The organism is Edwardsiella tarda ATCC 15947 = NBRC 105688 (assembly GCF_003113495.2).
Taxonomy (GTDB): Bacteria; Pseudomonadota; Gammaproteobacteria; order Enterobacterales; family Enterobacteriaceae; genus Edwardsiella; species Edwardsiella tarda.
The window spans coordinates 3,052,901-3,073,866 of record NZ_CP084506.1 but is presented as its reverse complement, the minus strand read 5'-3'; the positions used below and the strand labels follow the sequence as shown (position 1 = coordinate 3,073,866).

Below are 20,966 nucleotides of genomic sequence, written 5' to 3'. Positions count from 1 at the left end.
TCGTGGCAACATTAAAGCAGGAGTTAGGGTTGGTGCAGGGCGTTGGTTTGCTCTCCACCTCCCTTTTGGGCACCGGGATCTTCGCGGTTCCGGCGCTGGCGGCCCAAGTCGCCGGCACAGGGAGTCTCTGGGCCTGGCCGTTATTGATCGTCTTAGTCTTTCCCATCGCCATCGGCTTTGCCGGATTGGGGCGCCACTTCCCGAGTGCAGGTGGCGCGGCGCACTTCGTCGGTAAGGCGTTTGGCCCACACATGGCACGGGTTACCGGTTGGTTATTCCTGTCGGTGATCCCCGTCGGGCTGCCCGCCTCGCTACAGATTGCGGCCGGTTTCTGGCAGGCGATGTTCGGCTGGCAGGGGGGAAGCCTGTTGGCGGTAGAGTTATCGACACTGTTGGCGGTATGGCTACTGGGGACGCGCGGCGCGGGGTCGAGCGCGAATTTACAGACGCTGATCGCCGTGCTGGTGGTGTTGCTGATCGCCGCCATCTGGTGGCGTGGCGGGATCACCCCGGCGACGATCCCCTGGCCGACGGCGCAGCAACTCGCATTATCTCCCCTTGCCGCAGCCCTGGCGGTGATGTTCTGGTGTTTCGTCGGTCTCGAAGCCTTCGCGCATTTGGCAGCGGAGTTTCGTCATCCCGAGCGTGACTTCCCACGGGCTCTGTTGTTGGGGTTGTTGCTGGCAGGCGTGGTCTATTGGGCCTGTAGCGTGGCGGTACTCTACTTTCATGCCTACGGAAGTGGCCGAGAGGCGGCGGCATCGTTGCCGGGGATTGTGGTGCAATTGTTCGGTCGGCAGGCGTTGTGGATTGCCTGTGTGATCGGCTATTTGGCGTGTTTTGCCAGCCTGAATATCTATATTCAGAGTTTCGCTCGCCTGGTATGGACTCAGGCACAGGAGCGTCCCGCGAGTCGTCTGGCTCGGCTTTCGACACGGCAGGCGCCGGTCAATGCGCTGACGGCGGTGGTCATCTGCTGCCTCGTGTGTTCGTTGGCTATCTATCTGAGTGATCTGGCGCTGGATGCGCTGATCGTCTACGCCAATGGCGTCTTCATCATGATCTATCTGTTGTGCATGCTGGCAGGATGTCGCCTGTTGCGCGGGAAGGCGCGCATGATGGCGGTGATTGGCGCTGGGCTATGCGTGTTACTGCTGTTGATGGTCGGGGTGAAGAGCCTGTATGCGCTGGGAATGCTCGCCTTATTGACGCTGTTGTTACCACGCCGCGTTCGGCGGCGCAGCGTATGAGGGGCAGGCGTTAGGCCTGCTCTTCTTCATCCCGCGAGAGGCGATTCTCCAGCGCGGCGACGCGTTGTTCCAGTAACGCCAGTTTTTCCCGGGTACGCAGCAACACTTGGGTCTGGACGTCGAAGTCTTCGCGATTAACCAGATCTAAGCGGTTAAGCTGCGTCTGAAGGATCTGGCGGATCCGTTTCTCCATATCGTCACCGAACTCGCGTAGTCCTTTCGGCATGGATTGATGCACCTGACGGGCAATCTGTTCAATTTTCTTGGGATCAATCATGGTGCGTTCCTTGGTTTTTACGGCAATCATGCGGTAGTGGATACGTTACCGTAGTGTTATCTCAGATGCCAGTAGGGCAGGCGATTATCGCACGCAATCGCTTGTCCTGGATGATAAATGTTCGTTCTTGCACCCTACTCTGTGGCTTTGTGAGCGAACGCCAATAATCGACGATGACGATTGCTCGCTATTCGCTTTGGCGTTATAGTCATTTCGCTTACTTCTCAGGGCGGGGTGAAAGTCCCTACCGGCGGTAAATCGGTACGCAGTGGCGTCACCGAAAGCCCGCGAGCGCTTGCATTACGATGCAAGGTCAGCAGATCCGGTGTAATTCCGGGGCCGACGGTTATAGTCCGGATGGGAGAGAGTAACGACATCTGCCGGGGTGAACCCGCTCGCGTTATTTTGTCCGTGCCTCTGGCACGAGCTGCTCCTCAAATTGCCCTGATTCTGGTAATTCATACAACTATTGATGAGGTTTTTTACCATGAATCAGACTCTGCTTTCCGATTTCGGTACCCCAATGGAGCGCGTGGAACATGCGCTATCTGCACTGCGCGCTGGCCGTGGCGTCATGGTGCTGGATGATGAGAATCGTGAAAACGAAGGCGACATGATCTTCGCCGCCGAAACCATGACCGTTGAACAGATGGCGATGACCATTCGTCACGGTAGCGGCATCGTCTGCCTGTGTCTCACCGAGGCGCGTCGTCAGCAGTTGGATCTGCCGATGATGGTGAGTAATAACACCAGCCACTATGGTACGGCATTTACCGTGACCATCGAGGCGGCAGAAGGGGTGACGACCGGGGTTTCCGCACGCGATCGTCTGACCACGGTACGCGCGGCGATTGCCGATGATGCCAAGCCGAGCGATCTGCACCGTCCTGGCCATGTGTTCCCGTTGCGTGCGCGTCCTGGGGGAGTATTGGTACGTCGTGGCCACACCGAAGCGACCATCGATCTGGTCGCGCTGGCCGGTTTCCGCCCGGCAGGGGTGCTATGCGAATTGACTAATGATGACGGTACGATGGCCCGCGCGCCGCAGGTGGTGGAGTTTGCCCGCCAACATAATATGCCGGTGGTGACTATCGACGATCTGGTGGCTTACCGCCAGGCGCATGAGTCCCAGGAGCAGGCGAGCTAATCGTCACCGCGCAGAGTCATAAAAAAAGGGATAGCCACTGGCTATCCCTTTTTTGTTACGCCTCCCGCGAGGTGAGAGGACGATGCGCTGATCATAACGGCGTCGTCTGTAGCAGGGCTAGACTGAGTCCCATGACCGTGATCCCACACAGGACACCACGACTGGGGTTATTCTGAGGGTCGATCTCCCTAGCCAGCGGCATCAACTCATCCACTGACAGCGCCACCATGATACCGGCAACCAGAGTCATTATCGCCGCCATACCTATGGGCGAGATGGCGGGGCCGAGTACCGCGTAAGCCAGTACCCCGCCGAGGATTTCTGCGACACCGGATAGGCCTGCCCAGCCGAAGGCACGCAGGCGTGAACCGGTGGCGGCGTAGACCGGCCCGGCGACGGCGAGCCCTTCAGGAATGTTATGGATGGCGACCGCCAATGCGATCCCCATGCCCAGCTCCAGATCGGCGCTGGCGGTGACATAGGTCGCGATACCCTCGGGGAAGTTATGTAGGCTGATCCCCAAGGTGAGGAGTAGGGCGGTGCGTTTCAGATTGCGTGGCGCCGCGCCGCCTAGCGGAACCATGTCATGGGCGTGATTGTGCGGTAGTAGGCGATCGAGCAGGAAGTACCCCACCAAACCAAGAATAAACATACCGTACCCCAGCAAAGGCGGCATGCCTGGCGTAGCCAGCGCGGCGGGTAACATCTCCATCAGAGAGATCAGCAGCATGATCCCGGCGGCGAAGCCGAGTGAGAAGGCTAAGACTCGGTTAGAGGGTTTTCGGCCGATAATCGCAAGGAGGGCACCGACGGCAGTCGCGGCACCAGCGAGCAGCGTAAGGAGCAAGGGGATGGACATGGGCACACTCTCCAAAAATGATAATGATTTTCATTATTTATTAAGTGTGAATAAAAGTAAATATTGGTGATCATGTTATACACAATCCCACTGATTGTCTGTGCCTATTCTATTCTTGCCAGAGAGTGCTTAGCTCAGCCATGTCGCTGCCACCGCTTGATAAGTGTGGGGGCGTTTGAGGAGAGTCGCGATGTATGATGCCCCGATGCCTGCACTGTTTCTGGGACACGGTAGCCCGATGAATGCCTTAGAGGAGACCCCCTTTAGCGCACAATGGCGACGTCTTGGTATTGCGTTGCCTCGTCCGCGTGCCATCGTGGTGATCTCCGCCCATTGGTGTACGCGTGGGCTATGGGTTACGGCCATGGCGCACCCCCGTACCCTGCATGACTTTACCGGCTTCCCGCCGGCGCTGGCGGCGTTGAGCTATCCGGCGCCGGGGAGCCCCGCATTGGCGATGGAGCTACAGACGTTGCTGGCGGCGGATTTCCCGCTGGCGTTAGATCGACAAGCATGGGGATTTGACCATGGCGCCTGGAGTCTGTTGTTGCATCTCTATCCTCAGGCCGATATTCCGCTGGTGCAGCTTAGCCTGGATCTGACACAACCCCCCGCATACCACTATCGCTTAGGGCAAGCGCTGGCGGTATTACGGCGCCGCGGTATCCTGTTGTTGGGAAGCGGTAACGTGGTACATAACCTACGCACTCTGCGTTGGCAGGCGTTCGCGCCTCCCTATCCTTGGGCGTTACGTTTTGAGCGTTTCGTACGGGATAACCTGTCGCAGCAAGGCTGTGAGTCACCCCTCGTGCAGTTTGCGCGTCATCCCGATGCCGCGCTGGCTAACCCGACCCCCGAGCATTTCTTGCCGCTATTAACCGTGTTGGGCTGTTGGGACGGGAGAGAGCGGCAGCAGGTGTTCGATCTGGGGATCGTGATGGGATCGTTGAGTATGTTGTCATTGCAGATCGGTTGAGGGGCCTGAACGAGGGGGAACGTACTTGAGACGGCGAAAAACGAAAATAACTGACCAGAAAGCTGCAGTAGAGAGTTCAAATAAACGTGTAAAGATAATTGAGGGATTACGAGAGCATATCGGGAGAGAACAACCAAGAAGTGGTGCGAAGAGAGGGACTTGAACCCTCACGTCCGTTAGGACACTAACACCTGAAGCTAGCGCGTCTACCAATTCCGCCACCTTCGCACACGGGTGTATCGATTGTCGCTCGTCGGCTTTGGTGCGAAGAGAGGGACTTGAACCCTCACGTCCGTTAGGACACTAACACCTGAAGCTAGCGCGTCTACCAATTCCGCCACCTTCGCAAGGTGCCGTCAAAGCGCAATCAATCGTGGTTATGTGGTGCGAAGAGAGGGACTTGAACCCTCACGTCCGTTAAGACACTAACACCTGAAGCTAGCGCGTCTACCAATTCCGCCACCTTCGCATACCGTTGCGTTACTACGGGAGTAACGTAACCACGGAGGCGAATTCTAGAGATTTTCGTCGCGGCGTCAACAGTTATTTGCCGAATCTTCCGCGTTCGATGTAAATTTGGCCGTCTTCGCCATCTTTTCGCCGTTCAACTGCGAAAAAAAGGCCGGCAGTGCCGGCCCAGGGGCTTAGCGGCGGCGACTATGTTCTAGCGCCGGGCGGTCGAGGATGGCGGAGTAGACCTTGAATTTCCCGGTCTGGGCAACCACTTCATGGCGACCAAAGATGGCGTCGAGTACCTGCGGATACGGCAGAAAGGCATTGGCGACGATGCGTAACTCGCCACCTAATTGTAGATGGCTGATCGCTCCCCGGATCAGGGTCTGTGCGGCCAATAGGCTGGTCTGTACCCCATCGTGGAAGGGCGGGTTGGAGATGATCAGATCGAAGCGACCGTCGATGTCGGAGAAGACATTACTGGCGATCACCTCGCCCGGGATGTCATTCTGCGCCAGGGTTTGGCGGCTGGCGGCCAGCGCGGCGGCGTTGACATCACACAGAGTAAGGGTGGTCTCTGGTGACATGCGAGCGATGGCGGCGGAGAGAACCCCGGCACCGCAGCCGACGTCCAGCACGCGTCCTTTGAGGCCGTGGGGCAGCGAGGAGAGCAGCAGATGGCTACCGATATCCAGGCCATCGCGGCTGAAGACGCCCGGTAGCGTGGCGATGTGTAACGAACCGGTGTGGTAGCTCATCCACCAGTCAGCCAGATCGAAGGTGACCGGCTGAGTGAGTTGGCCATGGTACAGGCCGCAGCGACGCGCGCTGTCGATTTTGCTCAGCGTCACCATCTCGGCGCATAGTTCTTCAGCGCTGCGTACCCCGGCGCGGTTTTCCCCGACGATGAACACCTCGCACTCCTGCGGTAGCACCGATAGCAGCTGGGTGAGTTGGAATAGGGCTTCGGGTTTGCTCTTCGGCCAATAGTACAGCAGGGTATCGATACCGGCGACGAACGCCTGCGGCGCTTCCAAGGCGAATAGACAGCGCTCGCCCATGGTGGATTGTAGCGCCTGCCAGTGGTGATACTGGCTCGTGTGGGCGCGTACCTCGAGGGCATCAAACTGCGCAGGCAGCGTATCCTGTAGATCGCCGGCGAACAGGACGCGGCGTGAAGCCAATTCTTCGCTATGGCGCAGTATGACTTCGCTGGCCGGGGTAAAAGCGGACATGACACAAAACTCCTCTATGGGCTGACCGGCGATTATAAAGCTTTCAACGGGGTTCTGAAACTCGGCATCGTCTGTCATGGATGGTAGCGGGGCCGGGGGTTTGTTAGCATAGTAGCCAGACAGGCATCAACGAGTTCCCCGGCGCCGTACGGCGCAGATGAGGTAGGAGTAGTATGGTTTCGCGACGCGATCGACTTTTACAGCAGCTTGGCGTGACGCAGTGGGTGTTACGCCGTCCGTCGCTATTGCGTGGCGAGGTCGCCATTACGCCATCGCCCCAGACACGGCTATTGATCGTGTCACAGGCCCCCTTGTCGCCGGATGATCTGTTGTTGTGCGATATTCTGCGTGCGCTGTCGCTGACGGCGGAGCAGGCGGTGATCCTGACCCCGGAGCAGTATGAGACGCTGGACCAGCGCCAGCATTACCTCTGCTGGTGGTTGGGCGATGCCGCTCCGGCAGAAGCGCAACTGCACACCTCGGCGCTCAGTGCGCTTTATCATAACCCCGGCGCCAAGCGCGCCCTATGGCAGCAAATTTGTCATGAGCAACACCATTTCTTCCCTGACCTCGGCGGACATTGACGCCGCCTACGGCGTGGAGTGCGCCAGCCACGCCTTTCCCTGGACGCGTAATACTTTTGTCGGTAACCAGGGTGAGCGTTACTACAATCTGAAGCTGGAGTCCCAGGGACAGTTGGCGGCTTTCGCCATCACCCAGGTGGTATTGGATGAGGCGACGCTGTTTAATATCGCGGTCGCCCCCGCCTTTCAACGTCAAGGGCTGGGGCGCCAGTTATTGCTGCGCCTGATCGATGATCTGACGGATCGGGGTGTGGTGACCCTCTGGCTGGAAGTCCGCGACTCCAACCAGCCCGCGATCGCCTTGTATCAGGATCTGGGCTTTAACGAGGTGTCGCTGCGGCGTAACTATTATCCGACCGCCGATGGGCGCGAGGATGCGCGTATCATGGCGTTACCGCTCGGTTAGCGAGGGCTCTGACGGCTCGCTCCGGCTGTTTCTCGCCTCTCCTGTGCGATTGGCCTACGAAAATTGCGCGTTGTCTAACCTGGATAAATCAGGGAAAATGGCGCGCTTATGACCCATTTACTCCTGTGTTGCCCACCGATAGACGCCGTTAGCTCGTGTCGGCGGGCAGGGCAGCTCAAATACAGAACAGAAAATCATGTCGCCAAGTGAATACGCTCGCGAGGTCGCTAAACGGCGCACCTTCGCTATCATCTCGCACCCCGATGCCGGTAAAACGACCATCACCGAAAAAGTGTTGCTGTTCGGACAGGCGATTCAGGTCGCCGGGACCGTCAAGGGCCGAGGATCGAGCCAGCATGCCAAGTCTGACTGGATGGAGATGGAGAAGCAGCGCGGGATCTCGATTACCACCTCCGTGATGCAGTTTCCGTATCACAACTGCCTGGTGAATCTGTTGGACACCCCGGGGCACGAAGACTTCTCCGAAGATACCTACCGTACCCTGACGGCGGTGGACTGTTGCCTGATGGTGATCGATGCCGCCAAGGGCGTCGAGGATCGTACGCGTAAGCTGATGGAGGTCACGCGTCTGCGTGATACGCCGATCCTGACGTTTATGAACAAACTCGACCGCGACATCCGCGATCCGATGGAGTTGCTGGATGAGGTGGAGAACGAGCTGAAGATCGCCTGTGCGCCGATCACTTGGCCAATCGGCTGCGGTAAGCTGTTTAAGGGGGTCTACCATCTGTATAAGAATGAGACCTACCTGTATCAGAGCGGTAAGGGACATACCATCCAAGAAGTCCGGGTAATTAAGGGATTGGATAACCCGCAGTTGGACGAGGCGGTGGGCGACGATCTGGCGGCGCAGTTGCGCGAAGAGCTGGAGTTGGTGCAGGGCGCCTCGACCGAGTTCGAACAGGAGGCCTTCCTCAACGGTCAACTGACCCCGGTCTTCTTCGGGACCGCGCTGGGTAACTTCGGTGTGGATCATATGTTGGATGGCCTGGTTGCCTGGGCCCCCGCTCCGATGCCGCGGATGACCGATGTGCGCGAAGTCAGCGCCGACGAAGAGAAGTTCAGCGGCTTCGTATTTAAGATCCAGGCCAACATGGATCCTAAGCATCGCGACCGTGTGGCCTTTATGCGCGTGGTCTCCGGGCGTTACGACAAGGGGATGAAGCTGCGCCAGGTGCGTACCGGTAAGGATGTGGTGATCTCTGATGCGTTGACCTTTATGGCCGGCGACCGTGCCCATGTGGAAGAGGCCTACCCGGGCGATATCATTGGCCTGCATAACCATGGCACCATTCAGATCGGCGACACCTTCACCCAGGGTGAAGAGATGAAGTTCACCGGTATTCCTAACTTTGCGCCGGAGCTGTTCCGCCGTATTCGCTTGCGCGATCCGCTTAAGCAGAAGCAGTTGCTGAAGGGGCTGGTGCAGCTCTCCGAAGAGGGGGCAGTACAGGTCTTCCGTCCGCTCACCAATAACGATCTGATCGTCGGCGCGGTCGGTGTGCTGCAGTTCGATGTGGTGGTGGCACGCCTGAAGAGCGAGTACAACGTCGAGGCGATCTATGAGTCGGTCAACGTGTCTACCGCCCGCTGGGTCGAGTGCGACGACGCCAAGAAATTCGATGACTTCCAGCGTAAGAACGAGCAAAACCTGGCACTGGATGGCGGCGATAACCTGGCCTACATTGCGCCGACCATGGTCAACCTCAACCTGACACGGGAGCGCTACCCCGAGGTGCGTTTCCGCCAGACGCGCGAACATTGATCGTTTCGCCGCTAGGCGAACGCTTAATGCATACAACGGGCCGTCAGGCCCGTTGTGCTATGCGCGATGACACGGTGTTAGCCAAAGCGGACAGAATATGAATATTTCCTCGCCTGGCTGGACTTATTCCGTCTCCTTATCCAAGGTATGCTTAACGGATGGACGTAGTGTGTGCCTACGTGGGTACATGCGTTCCGTTCGATCGTGTCGTGATGAGGTGCAACGTGGGATACCGAATACCTATTACCCTGGGAAATATTGAACCCTTAGCTTATAAGCCTTATCGCCCGGGGAAGATCGCCCTCGTCTGCGAGGGGGGCGGTCAACGGGGCATTTTCACCGCGGGTGTCTTGGATGAGTTTCTGCGTGCGCGTTTCAACCCCTTCGATCTCTATCTGGGGACCTCCGCCGGCGCACAGAACCTGTCCGCCTTTGTCTGCGGTCAGCCCGGTTATGCCCGGCGAGTGATCACCCGCTATACCACCCGCATCGATTTCTTCAACCCATTGCGTTTTGTACGCGGTGGGCATCTGATCGATCTCGATTGGCTGGTGGATCGAACCCATCACGACATGCCATTGGCCTTTGAGCGGGCCGAACGCATGCTGGGCCAGCAGCGCCAGTTTTACATGGTCGCCAGTCGCAGCGACGACTTTCGCGCGACCTACTTTCCAGCGCGGCGTGACGATTGGTTGCAGGTGATCAAAGCCAGTAGCGCCATTCCCGGTTTCTATCGCAGTGGCGTGGAGTTGGACGGCGAGACTTACCAGGATGGCGGCATCAGCGATGCCATTCCGGTACGTGAAGCTTACCGTCTGGGGGCGGATACCATTGTGGTGGTGCGTACCGTGCCGTCGCAGATGTTCTATACCCCCCGCTGGGTCAAGCGGATGGAATCGCTGCTTAGCGAGAGCAGCCTACAGCAGATGGTGCGTATGATGCAGTACCACGAGAAGAGCTACCGTCGTACACAGCGCTTTATCGAACAGCCACCGGGTCACTTGCGTATCTTTGAGATCTATCCGCCCAAGCCCTTGGCGAGCCATGCGCTGGGTAGTACGGTGGCGGCGTTGAATACCGACTACCATTTGGGGCGGCGCTGTGCCCGTTATTTTCTGGCGGCGGTCGGCCATTGGTTGCTGCCGCGTGAGTTGCCGGCCCATGCCCATGGCCCGGTGCGACAGACGCCGGCTGCGGTTCCGTCTGCGGTGTATGCGCCGCGAGTGGAAGTATCGGCATGACGTTGCCCTGCCTGATCGATACGCACTGTCACTTCGACTTCGCCCCCTTCTGCGGTGATGTGTCGGCGAGTCTGCAACGAGCCCGTGCGGCGGGTGTGCAGGCGATCATCGTGCCCAGCGTCGCCGCCGATCGTTTCGCTCAGGTGCTGGCGCTGGCCCATGCTCACCCGATGCTGTATGCCGCCTTGGGACTTCATCCCTTATATGTCGAGCAGCACTGCGATGAGGATGTGGCGCGCTTGGAGCTGGCGTTGGCGCAGCGCGATCCGGCGATCGTCGCCGTGGGCGAGATCGGGTTAGATCATTATGATCCGGTGCAGCAACCGGCACGCCAGTTAGCGCTGCTGCAGGAGCAGCTCAGCTTAGCCCAACGCTATGAACTACCGGTGATCCTACACTCGCGTCGTAGCCACGACCTGTTGGCGCAGACACTGCGCCGTCGCCCATTGGCGCGAACTGGTGTAGTGCATGGCTTTTCCGGTAGCCTCTCCCAGGCCGAGGCCTTCGTCCGGCTTGGTTATGCCATCGGGGTCGGCGGCACCATCAGCTATGAGCGGGCGAAGAAGACGCGTGCCGTGATGGCGACCTTGCCGTTGCATGCCTTGGTATTGGAGACCGATGCCCCGGACATGCCGTTGGCGGGTTTCCAGGGCCAAGCCAACCGTCCTGAACAACTGGCGCGTGTCTTTGCAGCCCTCTGCCAGTTGCGCCCAGAGTCTCCCGAGGCGATCGCCGAGGCGTTGTATCGTAATACGCAACGGTTATTCAGCTTGCCGTCACGCGCCTGACCGGTTCTCATTCATCAGCGGATAGCCGCTGAGGTCATCTCCCTCCTTAATTTTGCAGATTTTTTGCACACGCAAACGAGTAAATGATGTGATACGCATCACCTTTTAACAATTTAACTTGCTTCAAGTTGTATAAATTTGTGAGCAATGCGCGCAAATAACCGCATAGCCCCGCTATAATCCGCCCGCCGGCGATGGGCCCCCTCCTGTTTTTTGCCTGGCACCAGGAGACGGCTTGCGCCATTGGGCGTGTAAGCCTTTTATCAAAGACTCACACAACAGGGATAATAACCATGCAACTTTTAATGGGTGTGGTGGGAATGGTCTCGCTGATCTTACTCGGCGTGCTGCTTTCCAATAACCGCCGCGCTATTCGAGTGCGCACCGTGGCGGGTGCCTTTGCGGTTCAGGTGTGCCTCGGCGCCTTCGTGTTGTACGTGCCGGCAGGGCGCGACATGTTGGGGGCGATGTCTAGCGGCGTAGCAAACGTTATCGCCTATGGCAATCAAGGTATTTCCTTCATGTTCGGCGGGTTAGTGTCCGACAAGATGTTCGAAATGTTCGGTGGCGGTGGCTTCGTCTTTGCCCTGCGCGTCTTGCCCGTTATCGTCTTCTTCTCCTCGCTGATCGCGGTGTTGTACTACCTGGGCATCATGCAGTTGGTGATCCGTATCCTGGGCGGTGCGTTGCACAAGTTGCTGGGGACTTCTCGTACCGAGTCACTGTCGGCGACGGCCAACATCTTCGTCGGCCAGACCGAGGCACCGTTGGTGGTGCGTCCCTATGTCGCGACCATGACGCAATCCGAATTGTTCGCGGTGATGTGTGGGGGGTTAGCCTCCGTCGCCGGTTCGGTACTCGCCGGTTATGCGCAGATGGGGGTACCGCTGGAGTACCTGATCGCGGCCTCCTTCATGGCGGCGCCGGGTGGCCTGTTGTTCGCTAAGCTGATCGTGCCGGAAACCGAGCAGACCCATGACCGTGAGGATGCCAGTGCGCTGGTGGCTGCCGAAGATCGTCCGGCTAACGTGATCGATGCTGCGGCCTCGGGTGCGGCGTCCGGTTTGCAGTTGGCGTTGAACGTCGGCGCAATGTTGTTGGCCTTTATCGCCTTGATCGCCTTGCTGAATGGCATGTTAGGGGGGATCGGTGCATGGTTTAACTACCCGCAGCTCTCTATGGAGCTGATCCTGGGGTGGCTATTCTCCCCGCTCGCCTTCCTGATTGGTGTTCCGTGGAGCGAGGCACAGGTTGCCGGCTCTTTCATCGGCCAGAAGCTGATCGTTAATGAGTTTGTGGCCTATATGAATTTCGGCGAATACTTAAAGCCGGATGCGGATGTCGCGGCGGCAGGCCTGCAGGTACTGTCGACGCATACCAAGGCGATCATCTCTTTTGCCCTGTGTGGCTTCGCTAACCTCTCCTCGGTCGCGATCCTGTTGGGTGGGCTAGGTAGCATGGCACCGAAGCGTCGCCATGACATCGCGCGTTTCGGCCTGCGCGCCGTGGCGGCCGGTACCCTCTCTAACCTGATGAGCGCGACCATCGCCGGTTTCTTCCTGGCGTTGTAAGTCGCGTCTTGACGGACAAAACCACCCCGGCCCACGGTCGGGGTGGTTTTTTTATTGTCAGCTTTAAACCACCTCCTCGGGAGGTGGTGATTGTCCCTGTGAGGCTATAGCCTGAAGGAAGCCCATGCCAGAAAATTCCAGCTTACTCACCACAAGTAAGAAGGAAATCACTGACATGAGCAGTTATAGAAGTTCAGCACATGTATTCTGGCGTTGCAAATATCACTTGGTGTGGACGCCAAAGTATCGCTACAAGGTTTTAACAGGGGCGGTAGGTAAAGAGCTTTATCGCTCAGTTTATATACTTTGCAATATGAAAGATTGTGAGGTACTTGAATTGAATGTTCAGACAGACCATGTTCATCTTGTCGTGATGATCCCACCGAAACTCTCGATCTCAACGCTGATGGGCGCCCTGAAAGGGCGCACAGCTATTCGTCTCTACAACAAGTTTCCGCATATACGAAAGAAGCTGTGGGGTAATCATTTTTGGGCGAGGGGATACTTTGCAGACACAGTTGGAGTGAACGAAGAAATTATCAGACGCTACGTGAGGCATCAGGATAAGAAAGATCAAGAATACGAGCAGCAAATGGCGTTATTACAGGATTAAAACGAACAAGGCCCCCTTTTAGGGGGCCCCATTTAAAGCCACCTCTTCAAGAGGTGGATTTTTACAGATACAGCGCCGGGCGGATCACGCGTGTCACACCACGAACGGCTAACGCCTCGGCTAGCCGCTCAATCGCTTCCCGATCGGCTCGGCGCCACGCCGCCGCCGGGCCATAGACGCCGTGGGGGTGAAAGGCATTCAGGCGTACGGGGACTTCACCGAGCGTCAGGATGAACTCGGCTAGCGCGTCACAGTGGTCGAGGTAGTCGCTGTACTGTGGGATAACCAATAGACGTAATTCCGCTAGGCGATGTTGCTGGGCTAGCCAGCGGATGCTCTGCAGGATGCGCCGATTGCCGCGCCCGGTCAGCCAACGATGTCGCTCGTCTCTCCACGCTTTCAGATCGACCATGACGCCATCACACCAAGGGAGTAGTCGCGCCCAACCACTCTCTGCCAATTCACCATTGCTGTCGACCAGGCAATTGAGCCTTTGCAGCAGTGGATCTTGCCGAATCGCCTGGAATAACGCCTGCAGAAAGGGTAACTGCAGCGTCGCCTCACCGCCACTCACGGTGAGACCATTGATGAATGGCGCTTGGCGGCGTAACTGTAGCAAGACCTCCTCGACACTCAGGGAGAAAGCCATCGGACTGGCTTGGTGCGGGCAACGTTGCAGGCAGGTGTCGCACTGCTGGCAGCGAGACGCATCCCAGACCACCCGCCCGTCACACAGACTGAGGGCCTGGTGTGGACACGTCGCGATGCAGAGGCCGCAGTGATTACAATGGCCGATGGTGTAAGGATTGTGGCAGCTGCGACAACGCAGGTTACAGCCCTGTAGAAACAGCACCAAACGACTACCCGGCCCATCGACGCAGGAGAAGGGCAGGAGCTTATTGACTAAAGCGCATCTGCTGCTCATGGCTGATCACCCGTGCGCGTCGTTCCAACATGCCGCTATTACGAGCAGCCTCCTCAGCCAGCCAAGTGGTATTCAGGCGTGACCCCTCGCGCTGAAAACGCTCCAGGTCGGATTTTCGCACCATATAGCCCGTGACGCGTACCAATTCGCTACCCGCAACGTTGGCGGTGAACTCACGCATCCCGACGGAAAAGGCGCCCAGGCAGAGTTGCATCAGTGCCTGGGGATTACTTTGCACGGTGGGATCCAGCGTCAGGATATCGCTGATGCCGGCGGGGTAATAGGCATGATGCGGGGCGACAGTCAGCAGGTGGCTGACGGGATCCGGTTCTTGACCGTAGGGCAGGCGAGCTCCGGGGGTAGTACCGCGATCGCTGCTGATGCCCGATTGAGCATGCAGTAGGGCATGCTGCCGCCAGGCGTGGCGCAGGGGTGTCGTCTCGACAAAATCCGCGAGCCAGGCGCTGATGCGGTAAGCCAAGGCATTGGCCTGTGCATCTTGGCCATAGTGCAGCGCCGTTCCCGCCTGCTGAGTAAGGATCTCGACCGCCTCGGCGAGGGCGAAGATACCGAACATTGGCACGAAACGTGCCGGATCGATCAGCCCCTCTCGTACCAGGAAACTCTGGCTAAAGAAGTGAGAGCATTCGAACAGGAAGTCGGCGCGGGCGTTGAGGATGGCGATTTGCCGTTGGCAGTAATCGGGCAGGGTACGTTGAAAGAAGTCCTCTTCCCCTTGGCTACGTAGCGCGACCTCTTTTAGGTTCAGGCGCACCAGCGTACTGCCGCCCCCAGCCAGTGGCAGTGAATTATAACAACTGACGATGCCATAGCCGCCCGCTGTGAAGATCTTATCATGTAGCGCGGCATTGGCGATATGTGGCTTGGCGCAGTGACAGATGTTCTCGATGGCGTGTTGTAGACAGGCGTTGGAGGTGAGGTCGGGATGGTAGAGGAGCGTTAGATTGGGCGTGACCTGCGCGAGCTCGGCGTCGACGCGTAAGAAGAGGCGTGTTAACAGGTTATCCGACGGCCCCAGGTTGGCATGCATAAAGGCATCGGGAAAAGTGCGATCCAGATAACGCCAAAATCGTTTTATACGGATATATAATTCGTTTTCTGTTAAAATTCCAACATACGGTAGTAATAGTTGATCTAAATGCCCCAAAAATACCGGCATGGATGTGACGGATGGGACATGGTGATACAGAATAACCAGCATGGCGAGGGCGTCATCGAAGTCTTGCGCCGGTTCGAGCTCCAGCCAAGTCGAGCCTTGAGCGAGGAAACGGGCGTAGTCCGGCAACACGTAACGTGGCTTGTAGGGGGCATGGCCTTCAAACATGTCACAGATGACGCCTTCCTCCAACGCCTGCCGAGCATCGTCGGGCAGGGGTGGATAGGGCAGGTGATTTTCCGCCTCCAGCGCTAAGAAGTGGCGCTTCTGTTCGGGAGAGAGGTGGGGATCGCAGGCGATGGCCATGCCGCGTTGGCGTAGTGTGCTATCGATGATCTCAGACATAGTTGCAACCGTTAATGATGGTGATGGCAACCAGATTACGAATAAGTGGGCAGGAGAGGATTGATCCGCCTCGCAGCTGACTGAGTTTATGGATCACCAGGATAATAATTGCGAGCTATTTGTGATCGCCATCGCATATGTATCGATAATGTTGCATTTGGATTTTCATCTAATGTGACATTGAACACAAATATGACGGAGGTTTTGTGTTCAAATCATCACACCAGAAGGGCTTTGTGCGGTGAGAAGGATCTCAGTGTCATCCGGCGCATCCGGGTGTCTCTTCAGGGAACCAAGTCCGCTCGCCAACGTGTGGGATAACTTGACGGTGTAGACCGTTAGCACCTCCGTCCCCGTTTTTTTTGATTGAACCGGCATGGGCCGCGTTCAGCCAGTTGGAGAGTATTATGACCGAGTTACAAACTGCCGCTCAGCGCGCACTGCGCCTGATGGATCTCACTACCCTGAATGACAACGATACCGATGAGAAGGTGATCGCGCTGTGTCATCAGGCTAAAAGCCCGGCGGGCACCACTGCCGCGGTATGTATTTACCCTCGCTTCATTCCGATCGCGCGTAAGACCCTGCGTGAACAAGGAACGCCTGAAGTCCGCATCGCGACGGTGACCAACTTCCCACACGGCAATGATGATATCGAAATCGCGCTGGCGGAAACCCGTGCGGCGATCGCCTATGGCGCCGACGAAGTGGATGTGGTCTTCCCGTATCGTGCATTCATGGCGGGGAATGAGCAGGTGGGCTTCGATCTGGTGAAAGCCTGTAAAGAGGCCTGTGCCGCGGCTAACGTACTGCTGAAAGTGATCATCGAAACCGGTGAGCTGAAAGAAGAAGCCCTGATCCGCAAGGCCTCAGAAATCTCTATCAAGGCCGGCGCCGACTTTATCAAGACCTCGACGGGTAAGGTACCGGTCAATGCGACCCTGGAGAGCGCGGAGATCATGATGAGCGTGATCCGTGACATGGGTGTGGCACAGAGCGTCGGCTTCAAGCCTGCCGGTGGCGTGCGTACGGCGGAAGATGCCGCACAATACCTGGCACTCGCCGATCGTCTGTTGGGTGAGGGCTGGGCCGATAGCCGCCATTTCCGCTTCGGTGCCTCTAGCCTGCTGGCCAGCTTGCTACAGACCTTGGGTTATGACGCCAAGGGTACCGGTAGCAGCTACTGATGCCCATTCAGGTCGCTGCGGCGGCCTGATCACGATGAACAGCTTTTACCTCTGAGGGATCGCGTAGACGATCCCACTCTAACAATCGGCTTAACAGGGGGTTACCTTGTTTCTAGCACAAGAAATTATTCGTAAAAAGCGCGACGGCCACGCATTGAGCGAGGAGGAGATCCGCTTCTTCGTCAATGGTATCCGGGATAACACCGTTTCGGAAGGGCAGATCGCCGCGCTGGCGATGACCATCTTTTTTCATGATATGACGATGGCAGAGCGTGTCGCCTTGACCATGGCGATGCGTGACTCAGGGAGCGTGTTGGATTGGCGCGCACTGCATCTGAATGGCCCGATCGTCGATAAGCATTCGACGGGGGGCGTGGGTGACGTTACCTCATTGATGCTGGGGCCGATGGTCGCGGCCTGCGGCGGTTATGTGCCGATGATCTCCGGGCGTGGCTTGGGACATACTGGCGGTACGCTGGATAAGCTAGAATCTATACCAGGCTTCGATATCTTCCCGGACGATAGTCGTTTCCGTAGCATTATTGCTGATGTCGGCGTCGCGATTATCGGGCAGACTACCTCACTGGCACCGGCAGATAAGCGTTTCTATGCGACACGCGATATCACGGCCACCGTGGACTCCATTCCGCTGATCACCGCCTCGATTTTGGCGAAGAAACTGGCGGAGGGGTTGGATGCCTTGGTGATGGACGTGAAGGTCGGCTCTGGCGCCTTCATGCCGACTTTCGAGCTATCTGCCGCGTTGGCCGAGGCTATCGTTGGGGTGGCTAATGGGGCTGGCTGCCGTACGACGGCGTTGCTGACCGACATGAACCAGGTGCTGGCTTCCAGCGCAGGTAATGCGTTGGAGGTGCGTGAAGCGGTACAGTTCCTGACGGGCGAAGCCCGTAACCCGCGCCTGTTCGAGGTGACCATGGCGCTGTGTGTCGAGATGTTGATCTCCGGTAAGTTAGCCGCCGATCAGGATGAGGCTCGCAGTAAGCTGCAGGCAGTCCTGGATAATGGCAAGGCGGCCGAGGTCTTCGGGCGCATGGTAGCCGCACAGGGGGGGCCGCTTGACTTCATTGAGCATTATGACCGCTATCTGCCGCAGGCCGTGTTGAGTAAGCCGGTATTTGCGGAACAAACTGGTATTATCACGGCGATGGATACTCGGGCGCTGGGAATGTCCGTCGTCGGTCTGGGTGGCGGTCGTCGCCAGGCCAGCGATAGCATTGATTACAGCGTGGGGCTGACTGAGATGGTTCGCCTGGGCGATAAGGTAGACGCGCAGCGTCCGTTGGCCGTGGTGCATGCTCGCGATGAGACGAGCTGGCAACAGGCCGCCGAGGCGGTGCGGGCGGCGGTGACGCTGGGCGAACATGCGCCTGAAGCGACGCCGGTGGTGTATCGCCGTATCACCCAGTAGAGGTTAAGCCAATAGCAAACCGAGTCTGATGATTTTGGCCCGTTCGTGCGTCTCGAGACGCCGGGCGGGCGCTTGGCGCGTAAGCGCGGGAGAGTAAGATGAAACGTGCATTTATCATGGTTCTGGATTCCTTTGGCATTGGTGCGGCCAAGGATGCGCAACGCTTTGGTGACGAAGGGGCCGATACCCTGGGACACATCGCCAGTGCGTGCGCTCGCGGTGAGGCTGACATCGGGCGTAAAGGACCGCTGCATCTGCCCAACCTGTGCCGTCTGGGGCTGGGCAAAGCTGCCCAAGAGTCCACCGGACGCTTCCCTGAGGGGTTAGACGAAAACGCGGAGATCATCGGCGCTTATGGTTATGCCAACGAGCTCTCCTCCGGTAAAGATACGCCGTCAGGCCATTGGGAAATCGCGGGCGTGCCGGTGCTGTTCGATTGGGGTTACTTCCACGAGCATCAGAACAGCTTCCCGCAGGCACTGCTGGATACCCTGGTTGAGCGCGCTAACCTGCCGGGCTACCTGGGTAACTGCCACGCCTCTGGCACCGTGATCCTCGATGAGCTGGGCGAGGAGCACATGCGTAGCGGCAAGCCGATTTTCTATACTTCTGCCGACTCGGTATTCCAGATTGCCTGCCATGAAGAGACATTCGGGCTGGAAAGACTGTATGAATTGTGCGAGATTGCGCGCGATGAGCTGACCAAAGGTGGCTATAACATCGGGCGCGTCATCGCGCGGCCGTTTATCGGTGATAAACCTGGTCAGTTCCAGCGTACCGGTAACCGTCACGATTTGGCGGTAGAGCCGCCGGCACCGACCATGCTGAAGAAGCTGGTGGATGAGAAGCAGGGCGAGGTGGTCTCCATCGGTAAGATCGCCGACATCTATGCCAATGTGGGTATCACCAAGAAGGTGAAGGCGACCGGCATCGATGCGCTGTTCGACGCGACCTTACAGGAGATGCGTCAGGCGGGGGACGATACTATCGTCTTCACCAACTTCGTCGACTTTGACTCCTCCTACGGCCACCGTCGCGATGTCGCCGGTTATGCCGCGGCGCTGGAGCTATTCGACCGTCGCCTGCCGGAGATGTTGGCGCTGGTGCAGCCGGATGACATTCTGATCCTGACCGCCGACCACGGTTGCGATCCGACCTGGCACGGCAGCGATCATACACGTGAGCATATTCCGGTACTGGTTTACGGCCCGAAGGTCAAACCGGGCTCCCTCGGTGAGCGTGATACGTTTGCCGATATTGGCCAGACGGTGGCTCAGTATTTCGGTCTGTCGCCGATGGCTTACGGTAAACCGATGTTTTAATTATTAACGCCACCCCCTGTTGGGTGGCGTTTTCCCGTCTATTGCGTTAAAGAGAAGGATTAAACTTATGGCTACGCCGCACATTAATGCTGAAATGGGTGATTTCGCCGACGTCGTTTTGATGCCGGGCGATCCGCTGCGGGCGAAACATATCGCAGAAACCTTTTTGCAGGATGTTCGCCAGGTAAACAACGTCCGCGGTATGCTGGGCTTTACCGGGACCTATAAGGGGCGCAAGATCTCTGTGATGGGCCACGGCATGGGGATCCCCTCCTGTTCCATCTATGCCAAAGAGCTGATCACCGACTTCGGTGTGAAGAAAATCATCCGTGTGGGCTCCTGTGGCGCGGTACGCATGGACGTTAAGCTGCGCGACGTCGTGATCGGTATGGGCGCCTGCACCGACTCTAAGGTGAACCGCCTGCGCTTTAAAGACCAGGACTTTGCCGCCATCGCTGACTTTGACATGGTGCGTAATGCCGCTGATGCCGCCAAGGCGAAGGGCATCGATGTGCGCGTCGGTAACCTGTTCTCCGCCGATCTGTTCTACTCCCCGGATCCGACGATGTTCGACGTGATGGAGAAGTACGGCATCCTGGGTGTCGAGATGGAAGCGGCGGGGATTTACGGCGTGGCCGCCGAGTTTGGTGCTAAGGCGCTGACTATCTGTACCGTATCCGACCATATCCGTACCCACGAGCAGACCAGTTCTGCCGAGCGTCAGACGACCTTCAACGACATGATCGAGATCGCGTTGGAATCCGTTCTGCTGGGCGATAAAGAACAAGCATAAGACGCTTGTCGGTGATAAATCCTGTATTAAGGGGCCGTATGGCCCCTTTTTTATTGACCGTTTTAAACGGCTAGCGTGAGCGCTAGTTTTTTATATCTTTCGCAATGATAGGTCATACCGCATAGATTGTGTCGTGTCGGCGCTTGCCTCTTTTCCCTATCCTTATTATGTTTAATAGCGTGACTAAATGTTAATAAAACGTGGGGAAGAGAGATGCGGAAGACAGTATTGGCCTTGGCGGGCTTGGCGATGATGGCGAGCAGCGCATGGGTTCAGGCGGCGAGCTTGAGCGAAGACATGGACAGCATTAACCTGAATTACCGTCAGGCGCAGCAAGCCACGACGGCGCAGGATTTTAAACAGGCGTTGACGGCGATGCGTAGCGCCGCCGAGGCCGCTAAGAGCGAGACACCGCCTAAGTTGCAGGGGCAGGCGGCCGATAGCGCAGAGATGAAAGATTATCGCCATGGCTTGGATATCTTGATCGGTCAGATCGATAAGGCCGAGAAACTGGCGGATGCCGGCCAGTTGGATCAAGCCAAGAGCGAGGCGCAACAGATGTTGCAAACTCGCAATACCTACCATAGAAAGTATCGTTAAGC

20 protein-coding genes, 3 tRNA genes and 1 riboswitch are annotated in these 20,966 nt (G+C 57.6%); of the genes, 15 read left to right on the top strand and 8 right to left on the bottom strand.

Translation table 11 applies throughout. The annotated features are described in order from the left end of the window. Positions 1-2: 2 nt before the first annotated feature. A complete protein-coding gene (gene yjeH, locus DCL27_RS14255) occupies positions 3-1,250 on the top strand; it encodes an L-methionine/branched-chain amino acid transporter (RefSeq protein WP_005281674.1) in 1,248 nt (415 codons plus the stop codon). Positions 1,251-1,260: 10 nt separating this feature from the next. Here the strand turns inward: yjeH and ubiK are convergent, their stop codons facing one another. Next, the gene (ubiK, locus tag DCL27_RS14250) at positions 1,261-1,527 is read right to left on the bottom strand and encodes a ubiquinone biosynthesis accessory factor UbiK (protein WP_005295796.1); all 267 of its coding nucleotides are present in this window, start codon (positions 1,525-1,527) and stop codon (positions 1,261-1,263) included. Between the two features lie 216 nt (positions 1,528-1,743). Continuing rightward, positions 1,744-1,900: riboswitch (FMN riboswitch) on the top strand. A gap of 114 nt (positions 1,901-2,014) precedes the next feature. Between ubiK and ribB the strand changes: the two genes are divergently transcribed. Then, the gene (gene ribB, locus DCL27_RS14245) at positions 2,015-2,674 is read left to right on the top strand and encodes a 3,4-dihydroxy-2-butanone-4-phosphate synthase (protein ID WP_005295793.1); all 660 of its coding nucleotides are present in this window, start codon (positions 2,015-2,017) and stop codon (positions 2,672-2,674) included. Positions 2,675-2,765: 91 nt separating this feature from the next. On the opposite strand, the gene zupT is transcribed toward ribB, so the two are convergent. Then, the gene (zupT, locus tag DCL27_RS14240) at positions 2,766-3,533 is read right to left on the bottom strand and encodes a zinc transporter ZupT (protein ID WP_005281677.1); all 768 of its coding nucleotides are present in this window, start codon (positions 3,531-3,533) and stop codon (positions 2,766-2,768) included. A gap of 190 nt (positions 3,534-3,723) precedes the next feature. Here zupT and ygiD point away from each other — a divergent pair, with 190 nt between their 5' ends. Next, positions 3,724-4,509: a 4,5-DOPA-extradiol-dioxygenase gene (gene ygiD / locus DCL27_RS14235; protein WP_035597169.1), complete on the top strand. Its 786-nt coding sequence runs from the start codon at positions 3,724-3,726 to the stop codon at positions 4,507-4,509. Between the two features lie 141 nt (positions 4,510-4,650). Here ygiD and DCL27_RS14230 read toward each other — a convergent pair. The 4 genes from DCL27_RS14230 to rsmC form a co-directional block, all read right to left on the bottom strand. Beyond that, positions 4,651-4,737: transfer RNA gene (locus DCL27_RS14230), tRNA-Leu, on the bottom strand. A 32-nt stretch (positions 4,738-4,769) separates the two neighbouring features. Beyond that, positions 4,770-4,856, bottom strand: a tRNA-Leu gene (locus tag DCL27_RS14225). A 35-nt stretch (positions 4,857-4,891) separates the two neighbouring features. Next, positions 4,892-4,978 (bottom strand) — tRNA-Leu (locus tag DCL27_RS14220). Positions 4,979-5,153: 175 nt separating this feature from the next. Continuing rightward, positions 5,154-6,197 carry a 16S rRNA (guanine(1207)-N(2))-methyltransferase RsmC gene (gene rsmC / locus DCL27_RS14215; RefSeq protein ID WP_035600578.1) on the bottom strand — a complete coding sequence of 348 codons (1,044 nt, stop codon included), beginning with the start codon at positions 6,195-6,197 and terminating at the stop codon, positions 5,154-5,156. Between the two features lie 173 nt (positions 6,198-6,370). Between rsmC and DCL27_RS14210 the strand changes: the two genes are divergently transcribed. From DCL27_RS14210 to tnpA, 7 genes are all read left to right on the top strand, one after another. Then, complete coding sequence (locus DCL27_RS14210) at positions 6,371-6,781, top strand: DNA polymerase III subunit psi (protein ID WP_005281680.1); 411 nt, start codon at positions 6,371-6,373, stop codon at positions 6,779-6,781. Next, positions 6,741-7,187, top strand: coding sequence for a ribosomal protein S18-alanine N-acetyltransferase (gene rimI, locus DCL27_RS14205; protein WP_035600575.1), 447 nt, complete (start codon positions 6,741-6,743; stop codon positions 7,185-7,187). Before DCL27_RS14210 ends, rimI begins: the two co-directional genes overlap by 41 nt. A gap of 196 nt (positions 7,188-7,383) precedes the next feature. After that, the gene (gene prfC / locus DCL27_RS14200; RefSeq protein ID WP_035600572.1) at positions 7,384-8,973 is read left to right on the top strand and encodes a peptide chain release factor 3; all 1,590 of its coding nucleotides are present in this window, start codon (positions 7,384-7,386) and stop codon (positions 8,971-8,973) included. A 224-nt stretch (positions 8,974-9,197) separates the two neighbouring features. Next, positions 9,198-10,214 (top strand): patatin-like phospholipase family protein, encoded by a 1,017-nt coding sequence (locus DCL27_RS14195; protein ID WP_035600570.1) that lies wholly within the window; start codon positions 9,198-9,200, stop codon positions 10,212-10,214. Then, positions 10,211-11,002: a metal-dependent hydrolase gene (locus DCL27_RS14190; RefSeq protein WP_005281685.1), complete on the top strand. Its 792-nt coding sequence runs from the start codon at positions 10,211-10,213 to the stop codon at positions 11,000-11,002. Before DCL27_RS14195 ends, DCL27_RS14190 begins: the two co-directional genes overlap by 4 nt. Positions 11,003-11,307: 305 nt before the next feature. Continuing rightward, complete coding sequence (locus tag DCL27_RS14185; protein ID WP_172953290.1) at positions 11,308-12,573, top strand: NupC/NupG family nucleoside CNT transporter; 1,266 nt, start codon at positions 11,308-11,310, stop codon at positions 12,571-12,573. 175 nt (positions 12,574-12,748) lie between these two features. Next, on the top strand, positions 12,749-13,186 hold the full coding sequence (gene tnpA / locus DCL27_RS14180; RefSeq protein ID WP_115377641.1) for an IS200/IS605 family transposase: 438 nt from the start codon (positions 12,749-12,751) through the stop codon (positions 13,184-13,186). A 61-nt stretch (positions 13,187-13,247) separates the two neighbouring features. Here tnpA and DCL27_RS14175 read toward each other — a convergent pair whose 3' ends face one another. Together DCL27_RS14175 and DCL27_RS14170 are read right to left on the bottom strand one after the other, a co-directional pair. Beyond that, positions 13,248-14,111, bottom strand: coding sequence for a YjjW family glycine radical enzyme activase (locus DCL27_RS14175; RefSeq protein WP_005295777.1), 864 nt, complete (start codon positions 14,109-14,111; stop codon positions 13,248-13,250). Next, positions 14,083-15,633: a YjjI family glycine radical enzyme gene (locus DCL27_RS14170; RefSeq protein ID WP_035597421.1), complete on the bottom strand. Its 1,551-nt coding sequence runs from the start codon at positions 15,631-15,633 to the stop codon at positions 14,083-14,085. Before DCL27_RS14170 ends, DCL27_RS14175 begins: the two co-directional genes overlap by 29 nt. 407 nt (positions 15,634-16,040) lie before the next feature. Between DCL27_RS14170 and deoC the strand changes: the two genes are divergently transcribed. The 5 genes from deoC (at position 16,041) to cybC (ending at position 20,964) form a co-directional block, all read left to right on the top strand. Beyond that, positions 16,041-16,820 (top strand): deoxyribose-phosphate aldolase, encoded by a 780-nt coding sequence (deoC, locus tag DCL27_RS14165; protein WP_005295773.1) that lies wholly within the window; start codon positions 16,041-16,043, stop codon positions 16,818-16,820. Positions 16,821-16,926: 106 nt separating this feature from the next. After that, on the top strand, positions 16,927-18,249 hold the full coding sequence (gene deoA / locus DCL27_RS14160; RefSeq protein WP_035597418.1) for a thymidine phosphorylase: 1,323 nt from the start codon (positions 16,927-16,929) through the stop codon (positions 18,247-18,249). Positions 18,250-18,347: 98 nt separating this feature from the next. Beyond that, on the top strand, positions 18,348-19,571 hold the full coding sequence (gene deoB, locus DCL27_RS14155; protein ID WP_005281691.1) for a phosphopentomutase: 1,224 nt from the start codon (positions 18,348-18,350) through the stop codon (positions 19,569-19,571). Positions 19,572-19,638: 67 nt separating this feature from the next. Further along, a complete protein-coding gene (gene deoD / locus DCL27_RS14150; RefSeq protein ID WP_005281692.1) occupies positions 19,639-20,364 on the top strand; it encodes a purine-nucleoside phosphorylase in 726 nt (241 codons plus the stop codon). Between the two features lie 213 nt (positions 20,365-20,577). Further along, complete coding sequence (cybC, locus tag DCL27_RS14145; protein ID WP_035597415.1) at positions 20,578-20,964, top strand: cytochrome b562; 387 nt, start codon at positions 20,578-20,580, stop codon at positions 20,962-20,964. The last annotated feature ends 2 nt before the right edge of the window (positions 20,965-20,966 follow it).

Excerpts from the sequence above, each read along its gene's own strand:
- ubiK (WP_005295796.1), bottom strand. The coding sequence starts at position 1,527 with ATGATTGATCCCAAGAAAATTGAACAGATTGCCCGTCAGGTGCATCAA.
- ribB (WP_005295793.1), top strand. The coding sequence starts at position 2,015 with ATGAATCAGACTCTGCTTTCCGATTTCGGTACCCCAATGGAGCGCGTG.
- zupT (WP_005281677.1), bottom strand. The coding sequence starts at position 3,533 with ATGTCCATCCCCTTGCTCCTTACGCTGCTCGCTGGTGCCGCGACTGCC.
- ygiD (WP_035597169.1), top strand. The coding sequence starts at position 3,724 with ATGTATGATGCCCCGATGCCTGCACTGTTTCTGGGACACGGTAGCCCG.
- rsmC (WP_035600578.1), bottom strand. The coding sequence starts at position 6,197 with ATGTCCGCTTTTACCCCGGCCAGCGAAGTCATACTGCGCCATAGCGAA.
- DCL27_RS14210 (WP_005281680.1), top strand. The coding sequence starts at position 6,371 with ATGGTTTCGCGACGCGATCGACTTTTACAGCAGCTTGGCGTGACGCAG.
- rimI (WP_035600575.1), top strand. The coding sequence starts at position 6,741 with ATGAGCAACACCATTTCTTCCCTGACCTCGGCGGACATTGACGCCGCC.
- prfC (WP_035600572.1), top strand. The coding sequence starts at position 7,384 with ATGTCGCCAAGTGAATACGCTCGCGAGGTCGCTAAACGGCGCACCTTC.
- DCL27_RS14190 (WP_005281685.1), top strand. The coding sequence starts at position 10,211 with ATGACGTTGCCCTGCCTGATCGATACGCACTGTCACTTCGACTTCGCC.
- DCL27_RS14185 (WP_172953290.1), top strand. The coding sequence starts at position 11,308 with ATGGGTGTGGTGGGAATGGTCTCGCTGATCTTACTCGGCGTGCTGCTT.
- tnpA (WP_115377641.1), top strand. The coding sequence starts at position 12,749 with ATGAGCAGTTATAGAAGTTCAGCACATGTATTCTGGCGTTGCAAATAT.
- DCL27_RS14175 (WP_005295777.1), bottom strand. The coding sequence starts at position 14,111 with ATGAGCAGCAGATGCGCTTTAGTCAATAAGCTCCTGCCCTTCTCCTGC.
- DCL27_RS14170 (WP_035597421.1), bottom strand. The coding sequence starts at position 15,633 with ATGTCTGAGATCATCGATAGCACACTACGCCAACGCGGCATGGCCATC.
- deoC (WP_005295773.1), top strand. The coding sequence starts at position 16,041 with ATGACCGAGTTACAAACTGCCGCTCAGCGCGCACTGCGCCTGATGGAT.
- deoB (WP_005281691.1), top strand. The coding sequence starts at position 18,348 with ATGAAACGTGCATTTATCATGGTTCTGGATTCCTTTGGCATTGGTGCG.
- deoD (WP_005281692.1), top strand. The coding sequence starts at position 19,639 with ATGGCTACGCCGCACATTAATGCTGAAATGGGTGATTTCGCCGACGTC.
- cybC (WP_035597415.1), top strand. The coding sequence starts at position 20,578 with ATGCGGAAGACAGTATTGGCCTTGGCGGGCTTGGCGATGATGGCGAGC.